This is a genomic window from Sandarakinorhabdus sp., assembly GCF_041689835.1.
Taxonomy (GTDB): domain Bacteria; phylum Pseudomonadota; class Alphaproteobacteria; order Sphingomonadales; family Sphingomonadaceae; genus Sandarakinorhabdus.
The window spans coordinates 1-8,164 of sequence record NZ_JBDNFM010000237.1 but is presented as its reverse complement, the minus strand read 5'-3'; the positions used below and the strand labels follow the sequence as shown (position 1 = coordinate 8,164).

Genomic DNA, 8,164 nt, shown 5'->3' with positions numbered 1-8,164 from the left:
TGGCGCCAGCCTTCGACGCCCAAGTAAATCACCAATCCGGAAAAGATCACATAAAGCCAGAACTGATCGAAATAATTGCGGCCGGGATCGAAATCCACCGCATCCGTCACATTTTCAGCCAGCCAACGGCGATAATCGGCCCAGCAGCGCCAGGCCAGGCGGCCATACAGGCCCAGCGACACAAAGCTCGCCGCCCAACCCTCCCACAATCGCGGCCCCATATTCAAGGCATTGCCGCCAGACAGGGCGCGGGTTAGCAATTGGCCAGCATAAAAACGTTGGGGATCATCACCATGAAGACGCGCATCACGGAATTGTTCGGCATCCAGCATCCGATCATGCAGGGCGGTATGCATTATGTCGGCTTTGCGGAGATGGCGGCTGCCGTTTCCAACGCGGGCGGGCTGGGCATCATCACTGCGCTCACGCTGGGCACGCCCGAAAAACTTGCCGCCGAAATCGCCCGCTGCCGGACGATGACCGACAAGCCATTCGGGGTGAACCTCACCTTCCTGCCCAGCCTGACACCGCCGGATTATCCCGGCCTGATCAAGGTGATCATCGATGGCGGCGTGAAGGTGGTGGAAACCGCCGGCAACAACCCGGCAAAATATCTGCCCGCGCTGAAAGAGGCCGGCATCAAGGTCATCCACAAATGCACCAGCGTGCGCCACAGCCTGAAGGCGCAGAGCATCGGCTGCGATGCGGTATCGGTGGACGGCTTTGAATGCGGCGGGCACCCCGGTGAAGATGATGTGGGCAACTGGGTGCTGCTGCCGCGCGCCGCCGAGGAGCTTGAAATCCCGTTCGTCGCCAGCGGCGGTTGCGCCACCGGCAGCCAGTTGGTCGCGGCACTGGCACTGGGTGCCGAAGGCGTGAACATGGGGACCCGTTTCATCGCCACTGTCGAAGCGCCAGTGCACCAGAATGTGAAGGATGCGCTGGTCGCCGCCACCGAGCTTGATACCCGTCTGATCATGCGCTCGCTGCGCAACACCGAACGCGTGCTCAACAACGCCGCGGTGCAACGCCTGCTCGAGAAAGAGCGCACGCTGGGTGACACGCTGAAATTTGAAGACATCATCGAGGAAGTGGCCGGCGTTTATCCGCGCATCATGAAGAACGGCGACATGGATGCCGGCGGCTGGAGCTGCGGCATGGTCGTCGGCCTCATCCACGACATCCCGACCGTGCAGCAGTTGATCAACACCATCATGGCCGATGCCGAACGCATCCTCAGCCAGCGGCTGGCCCGGTTCGCAGCATGAACGATATCCTTTACGATCTGGCCGATGGGGTGGCGACGATCACCCTCAACCGGCCCGACAAGTTGAACGCGCTCACCCCGCAAATGCTCAGCGATTTCTTCGTCGCCGTGGCACGCGCGGGTGCCGACCCTGACGCCAAGGTCATCGTGGTGACCGGCGCGGGCCGCGGCTTTTCGGCGGGGCTCGATCTGTCGATCATCGGCACGGGCGGCGGCGACCGGGTGCAGACGCATCCGGATGAAGCCCCGCAGTGGGGCGATGATATCGGCCCCGCCCTGCAGCCTTATTACAGCGGCGGCTGGCCCACGTTGATCACCTGCCGCAAGCCAACCATCGCGGCGGTGAACGGCGCGGCCTTTGGCTGGGGCTTCATCCTGGCACTGCACTGCGACATCCGTTTTGCCGGCGTGTCGGCCCTGTTCAACGCCACCTTCGCCCGCATCGGTGTGCCCGGCGAAAAAGGCTCGGCGTGGCTGCTCACCCGCCACATCGGCCAGGCCCGCGCCATGGACCTGCTCTACACCGCCCGCCGCTTTGACGGTGCCGAGGCCAAGGCACTGGGGCTGGTCAACGATGTGTTCGATGACGAGGCACTGCTGCCGCACGTGATGGAATACGCGAGGCACATCGCCGCTTACAGCGCCCCGCGCAGTCTTGCCGCGATGAAGGCGCAAGTGTGGACCGCGCTGGACGAGGATTACACCACCGCCTTTGCCGCCGCCGATCTGGAGCAGGACAAGGCAACCGGCACCGAGGATTTCCGCGAGGCCTTCAGCAGTTATCGCGAAAAGCGGCCGCCGCGCTACACCGGGCGATAGCCGCCTCACGTCGGATGGCACCAGCGCCTATGTCTATGATGCCGAGAACCGCCTGGTGAGCTCGAGCGCCAGCGGTGGGACGGCGCTGAGCTATGACCCGCTGGGCAGATTGTGGAAGATCTGGAGCCAGCAAACGGGTACAACGTCGTTCGTCTACGAAGGTGATCACGTCTCGGCGGAGTATGATTGGTCTGGAACCATGCTGCTGCGCTATTTCTGGGGCCAAAGGGAATCGGGGCGGGCGGACGAGCCGATCATCCAGGACGAAGGCGGCGCATTGACCTGCGACGACACGCGGTTCCTGCACCCCAACCATCAGGGCAGTATCATCGTCGCCAGCCCATACCGCCTACAACATCCCAGCCACGCAAGCCCAGGGCGATGTTTGGCGGGTGTGGGCTGACGCAAAAGGAAAGGGGGTCAAGGGCCTCAGGCCCTTGCCGCCGGAGGCAATTTTCCTTGCTCCTTTGATCTCACATCACCAGCGGGCCGTGCTCCAGCTTGGGCAGCACGTGGCGGCTGAACAGATCGGCTTCGCGGGCGTGGGGGTAGCCGGACAGGATGAAGGCTTCCATGCCGACGGCCTGATACGCTTGCAGTTTGGCAACGATCTGATCGGGATCGCCAACCAGCGCGGCGCCGCAGCCGGAGCGGGCGCGGCCGATGCCGGTCCACAAATTGTCCTCGACATAGCCATCCGATGCCCCCTTGCCTGCCATGTCGCGCAGTTCGGCCTGGCGCTGAACGCCGACCGACTGGCTGTCGAGCGACTTGGCTCGGATGGCATCGCCGGTGGCCGCATCCAGCTTGGAGAGCAGGTGATCTGCGGCTTGGCGCGCCTGGCTTTCCGTCTCGCGCACGATGACGTGGACGCGGTAGCCGAACTTGAGCGTGCGGCCCCGCCGGGCAGCGCGGGCGGTCATGTCGGACACGATGTCCTTCACCTTGTCCATGGTGTCGGGCCACATCAGATACACGTCGGCGGCTTGCGCAGCGGCTTCGCGTGCGTCTTCGGACAGGCCGCCAAAATACAGCGCTGGGCACTTGCCGGAAACGGTCTTCACGTTCGGCGGCGGCAGTTGCAGCTTGTAATGCTCGCCCTGGTGATCAAGCGCGTCGCCATTCAGCAGGGTCTTGAGGATTTTCATCACCTCGACCGTGCGCTCATAGCGCGGCTTGGAGGCAAGAACTTCGCCCGGCATGTCGGACGAGATGATGTTCACCGTGAGGCGGCCACCCAAAATCTGGTCAAGCGTCGCAATCTGGCGGGCGAGTTGGGGCGGCCAGGTTTCGCCAACCCTTATAGCCATCAGCAGCCGAATGCGGTGGGTGAGCGCGGCGATGGCGCCAGCGAACATCTGGGTGTCGATGCCAAGCTGATAGCCCGACGGCAGCAATATATTGTCGAACCCGCCCTTTTCGGCCGCGAGCACGATGTCGCGGCAATGTTCCCAGCTTGATCGCAAGCCGGGATCGGGCACGCCCAGAAATTCATAGTCATCATCGCACAGGGCGGAAAACCAGCTGATTTCAGGGCCGCATTTTGCAGTGGTCACGGCAGATTTTCCCCAAGCGATGCGGTCAGTATGGCGTACTATTGTGCCCGCGTGAACGTCACCTTGAACGCATCGGCGGCCTCGGCAATGCGTGCCGGGTTTTGGCTGCCGACGATGGGCGTGATCCCTGCCGGATGCGCCAGCACCCACGCATAAGCCGTCGCTGCAATGCTCACCCCGAAACTTTGGCCATGAGCACCGAGCGCTGCCTTGACGCGGACCACGCGGTCATCCTCGGCCTGTTTGCGGCCCGGCCGCGGATCACCGTCACCCAGCCGCCCCTGCCCCAGCGGCGACCAGCCAAGCACGGCCAGGCCATGCTTCATCGCCCAATCGAGCGTGCCATCGAGCAATGGCTGCAACGCCAGCACCGAAAATTCCGGCTGAGTGGACACCAGCGGCGATTTCAGGTGTTTTTTGAGCGCGCTGGTTTGCGCCACGGTGAAATTGGACACGCCAACCGCGCCGATCTTGCCCGCCCGCACCTGGGCATCCAGCGTGGCGGCGACATCGGCCGGGTGCGTGAGCATGTCGGGCCGGTGGATCTGCCACAGATCGATGCGGTCAACACCAAGCCGGCTGAGCGAGGCGTCGATGGCGGCCACCAGATAGGCGGGCGACGAATCATAGGGCACGCCCATGCTGATGCCGCCCTTGGAAGCGAGCACGATCTGGCTGCGCAATCCCGGCGCCGCCTTGAACACGCGGCCGAGCAACGCCTCCGACGCGCCGAACGGTTCGTCGTTGTCCGGCCCGTAAATATCGGCGGTATCGAAGAAATTGATACCCGCGGCCAAGGCGGCCTCGCAGCGGGCCTGGGCCGCCGCCACGTCGTCCCCGGCAAAGCGCCACATCCCCCACGCCAGCGGGCTGACCTGAAATTCGGACTTGCCCAGCGGGCGGCGATTGGGGCTTAGGACGATCTGCGACATGACGGCGTGATAGACTTAAGGATAGGCAGATGGGAAGCACCGATACGATCCGCTGGGGCATCGTGGGCACCGGAATGATGGCACTGGAGCATGTCGCCAACATCCGGTTGCTGGGCGGCGGCACCATCACTGCCATTGCCGATCCGGTGCCGGCCTGCCTGGACCGCGCCGAACGGGCGATCGGGCACGGCGTGGCGCGCTTCCCCGATGCGGCAACGCTGGCGGCATCAGGCCTGTGCGATGCAGTGGTCGTCGCCTCACCCAATTTCACGCATCATGACGTGCTGGGGCCATTGATGGACGCTGGCCTGCACATCCTGTGCGAAAAGCCGCTGGCGACCACGCTGGTGGATGCGAGGGCCGTGGCGGCCGCTGTGAAGGGTTATGACAAGACATTCTGGACCGCGATGGAGTATCGCTTCATGCCGCCGGTTCAGGAATTCGTCGGCCATGTGCACGCCGGCAAGATCGGCCGTTTGCAGATGCTGTCGATCCGCGAACATCGCTTCCCGTTTTTGGTAAAAGTGGGCGACTGGAATCGGTTTTCGGCGGGTAGCGGCGGCACCATGGTGGAGAAATGCTGCCATTTCTTCGATCTGATGCGCCACATCGTGCAAGCCGAGCCGGTACGCGTCTATTGTTCAGGCGGAAACGACGTGAACCACAAGGGCGAGCGCTACGATGGCAAGACGCCCGACATTATCGACAACAGTTATACGGTGGTTGATTTCGCCAATGGCGTGCGCGCCATGCTGGATCTGTGCATGTTTGCCGATGGGGCCGAGCAGCAGGAGGAAATCCTTGCCACCGGCGATCAGGCGCGGCTGGATGTGCTGATCCCGGCGGGGGATATCATCCATTCGCCGCGTGTCGGCTTCATGAACCCCAAGCAGCCTGCCCGCTGGCATGTCGAAACGCCAGCTGATGCACTGGCAGCGGGGCAGCACCACGGTTCCACCTTCTTCCAGCATCGCCATTTTGCGGCCGCCGTGCGCGGGCAAGGCCCGGTGATCGTGACAGCAGACGACGGCCTGCGCGCTGTTGCCATGGGCCTGGCGGCGGAAATTTCGGCTAAGGAACACCGGGCCGTGGCGATGGCCGAACTAGGCCTGTGAGTTGATGACAAGAGTGTGACTCCGCCGCCACAGCGTGGCCGGAACCGCACAAGCCTGGATTGACCTGCATCAAGAAACGCTGTTTTGGCAGCGTCGTGCGCGCGGCCAATAATGGCCAGTGTGAGCCGGGCCATACCCGGAGAATTTCAAGGGGGAGTGATATGATCCGCAGCTTTCTGATGGGCTCTGCCGCCATTTTGGCCGTCGCCGCCGCGCCGGCGCTCGCGCAGACCATCGCCGAGGACAATGAATCGGTCGAAATTGTCGTCACCGCGCAAAAGCGCAGTGAAAAGCTGCAGGATATTCCGCTCGCCGTGTCTGTGGTCAGCGGCGAAGCGCTGGCCCGCCAGGGCTCGCTCAACCTTGAAAACGCCCAGTATCTGGTGCCGTCCTTGAACTTCCGCAAATCGGGCACCAGCATCAACCAGTCGCTGTACATCCGCGGCGTCGGCACGGCGACCTTCTCCCTTGCGGGCGAACCATCGATCTCGACCGTGCTCGACGGCGTCGTGCTGGCCCGCGCCGGCGAAGCCTTCTCTGATCTCGTCGACATCGAACGCATCGAAGTGCTGCGCGGCCCGCAGGGCACGCTGTTCGGCAAGAACGCGTCTGCTGGCGTGGTGAATATCGTGTCCAAACGCCCCGGCGACGTGCTCGGCGGCTATGCTGAAGGCGGCTGATTCTTCGGTAACGGCAGCGAATATCGCATGCGCGGCGGGCTCGATCTGCCATTGGCCGATGGTGTGCGCAGCCGCTGGACCGCCTTTTATGGCACCTACGACGGCAATATTTTCAACGATGCGCCCAGCGTAAACCGCCGCGTAAATGGCTATGAGCGTTATGGCCTGCGCGGCATTATCGAAGCCGATCTGAGCGAGAAGATTAAGCTGACGGTTATTGGTGACTGGCGCAAAGCTAACGACGATTGCTGCGCCGAATTGATCGGCACGCAGCCGACGGGCGTTGGTGCCCTCGCCTTGGCCGGCATCACGTTTGATGGGGATCGCACCCGCACCGTGCGCCAGAATCTCGTCACCCGCACCGAGGAAGAAAGCTATGGCGTGTCTGCCCAGCTCGATTTTGAGATCGGCACCCACACACTGACCTCGATCACCGCGTGGCGGAAATATAACAACCGCGAAATCCGCGAAGGTGACTGGACGGGCGCTGCCTATGCTGGCCTGGCCCAGCTGCACGATGATGGCCCGCAGACCGGCACCACCCTGAGCCAGGAACTGCGCCTGACCTCAGCGGCCGATCAGACCTTCAGCTACGTGCTGGGTGGCTTCTTCAGCCGCGCCGTTACCGAACGCACCTTCACCCGCGTCGTCACCCGTTGCGGCAACGCCCCCGATCCGATCGCACTAGTCACTTGCGGCTCGCCGGGTTTCCCGTCGGAAACCGTGTCGGGTACGGCCACCTTCGGTTCGGCGTTCGACAACTATGCGCTGTTTGGTCAGGGCACGTACAACATTAATGATCGTCTGCGGGCCATCATTGGTCTGCGCCTCACCGCCGACGATCTGTCGGTGTTCCACAGCCGCGTTGCCTCGCCAAACATCGCCGGCCTGCCCGGCATCGCTCGCAATTTTGATCAGGGCGTCTACGATACGTCGACCTTTGGCCAGAACAACGGGAATGCGGCTGCCGGCACCGGCGTGCCGTTCCGCACCAAGACCAGCGCCGCAAATCTGTCAGGCAAGCTTGGCCTGCAATATAACGTCAGCGAAGATGTCATGGGTTATGGTACCTATTCTCGGGGCTACAAAGGGCCGGCCTACAACGTCTTCTTCAACCTTAACCCGACCGGTACCAACGTGATCGAGGCAGAGACCAACGACAGCTACGAACTCGGCCTGAAAAACACCTTGTTTGGCGGCTCGTTGACCTTGAACTTTGCGGCCTTCTATTCCCAGTTCAAGAATTTCCAGGCCAATAATCCCGATCTGGTGGCGGGCGTGGTCGTGACGCGCTTCACCAACGCCGGTGACGTTTCGACCCGCGGTGCCGAAATGGACTTCGTGTGGCGCCCGGCCAAGGATCTCAACCTGGTTGGCGGCCTGGCGTACACTGATGCCAAGGTTGATGCCTTCCGCGCCCCGCCAGGTGCGGCGGTGATCCCGGCTGGCACGCCGCTGGGCTTTGCGCCGAAGTGGAAGGGCAGCTTTGGCCTCGACTATCGCTATCGCACTGGTTTGCCAGTCGATTTCACCTTGTCCGGCAATTTTTCGACTCAGTCGAGCCAGCTGAGCCTGTTCGATGCCAACCCTGCAGTGCGCGCCGCCGGCACGATCAAGCCCTACAGCCTGGTAGACATGCAGGTCGGTATCGTTGGCAAGAACGACAAGTTCCGCCTGACGTTCCTGGTCCGCAACCTGTTCGACACCAGCTTCCCGGCGCAGATCACCAATGGTGGCCCGGGCGGCAGCTTCCGTTACCTGATTCCGCGTGAAGCCGATCGCTACTTCGGCGTTA

Annotated in this window: 9 protein-coding genes; 6 read left to right on the top strand and 3 right to left on the bottom strand. The window is 62.8% G+C overall.

The features are described from left to right. Positions 1–260 (bottom strand): hypothetical protein (locus tag ACESL8_RS12435; RefSeq protein ID WP_372919331.1); only part of this gene is annotated, 260 nt, incomplete at its 3' end. Positions 261–293: 33 nt separating this feature from the next. Here ACESL8_RS12435 and ACESL8_RS12430 point away from each other — a divergent pair. Genes ACESL8_RS12430 through ACESL8_RS12420 form a run of 3 tightly spaced genes read left to right on the top strand, consistent with a single transcriptional unit; the run spans position 294 to position 2,489 of the window. Beyond that, positions 294–1,268, top strand: coding sequence for an NAD(P)H-dependent flavin oxidoreductase (locus ACESL8_RS12430; protein ID WP_372919329.1), 975 nt, complete (start codon positions 294–296; stop codon positions 1,266–1,268). Then, a complete protein-coding gene (locus ACESL8_RS12425; RefSeq protein WP_372919327.1) occupies positions 1,265–2,086 on the top strand; it encodes an enoyl-CoA hydratase-related protein in 822 nt (273 codons plus the stop codon). The genes ACESL8_RS12430 and ACESL8_RS12425 overlap by 4 nt, the downstream gene beginning before the upstream one ends. Further along, on the top strand, positions 1,980–2,489 hold the full coding sequence (locus ACESL8_RS12420) for a hypothetical protein (protein ID WP_372919325.1): 510 nt from the start codon (positions 1,980–1,982) through the stop codon (positions 2,487–2,489). The genes ACESL8_RS12425 and ACESL8_RS12420 overlap by 107 nt, the downstream gene beginning before the upstream one ends. 70 nt (positions 2,490–2,559) lie before the next feature. On the opposite strand, the gene ACESL8_RS12415 is transcribed toward ACESL8_RS12420, so the two are convergent. Further along, positions 2,560–3,642: an LLM class flavin-dependent oxidoreductase gene (locus ACESL8_RS12415; protein ID WP_372919323.1), complete on the bottom strand. Its 1,083-nt coding sequence runs from the start codon at positions 3,640–3,642 to the stop codon at positions 2,560–2,562. 38 nt (positions 3,643–3,680) lie between these two features. After that, positions 3,681–4,574, bottom strand: a complete 894-nt coding sequence (locus ACESL8_RS12410; RefSeq protein WP_372919321.1) for an aldo/keto reductase family oxidoreductase — start codon at positions 4,572–4,574, stop codon at positions 3,681–3,683. Positions 4,575–4,603: 29 nt separating this feature from the next. Between ACESL8_RS12410 and ACESL8_RS12405 the strand changes: the two genes are divergently transcribed. The 3 genes from ACESL8_RS12405 to ACESL8_RS12395 form a co-directional block, all read left to right on the top strand. Continuing rightward, a complete protein-coding gene (locus ACESL8_RS12405; RefSeq protein WP_372919319.1) occupies positions 4,604–5,689 on the top strand; it encodes a Gfo/Idh/MocA family protein in 1,086 nt (361 codons plus the stop codon). Between the two features lie 161 nt (positions 5,690–5,850). Then, positions 5,851–6,369, top strand: a complete 519-nt coding sequence (locus ACESL8_RS12400) for a TonB-dependent receptor plug domain-containing protein (RefSeq protein WP_372919317.1) — start codon at positions 5,851–5,853, stop codon at positions 6,367–6,369. A 27-nt stretch (positions 6,370–6,396) separates the two neighbouring features. Further along, the coding region (locus ACESL8_RS12395) for a TonB-dependent receptor (RefSeq protein ID WP_372919315.1) at positions 6,397–8,164 on the top strand (1,768 nt) is incomplete at its 3' end.

Bases quoted from the DNA above. Each gene is read 5' to 3' on its own strand.
- ACESL8_RS12430 (WP_372919329.1), top strand. From the start codon at position 294: ATGAAGACGCGCATCACGGAATTGTTCGGCATCCAGCATCCGATCATG.
- ACESL8_RS12425 (WP_372919327.1), top strand. From the start codon at position 1,265: ATGAACGATATCCTTTACGATCTGGCCGATGGGGTGGCGACGATCACC.
- ACESL8_RS12410 (WP_372919321.1), bottom strand. From the start codon at position 4,574: ATGTCGCAGATCGTCCTAAGCCCCAATCGCCGCCCGCTGGGCAAGTCC.
- ACESL8_RS12405 (WP_372919319.1), top strand. From the start codon at position 4,604: ATGGGAAGCACCGATACGATCCGCTGGGGCATCGTGGGCACCGGAATG.
- ACESL8_RS12400 (WP_372919317.1), top strand. From the start codon at position 5,851: ATGATCCGCAGCTTTCTGATGGGCTCTGCCGCCATTTTGGCCGTCGCC.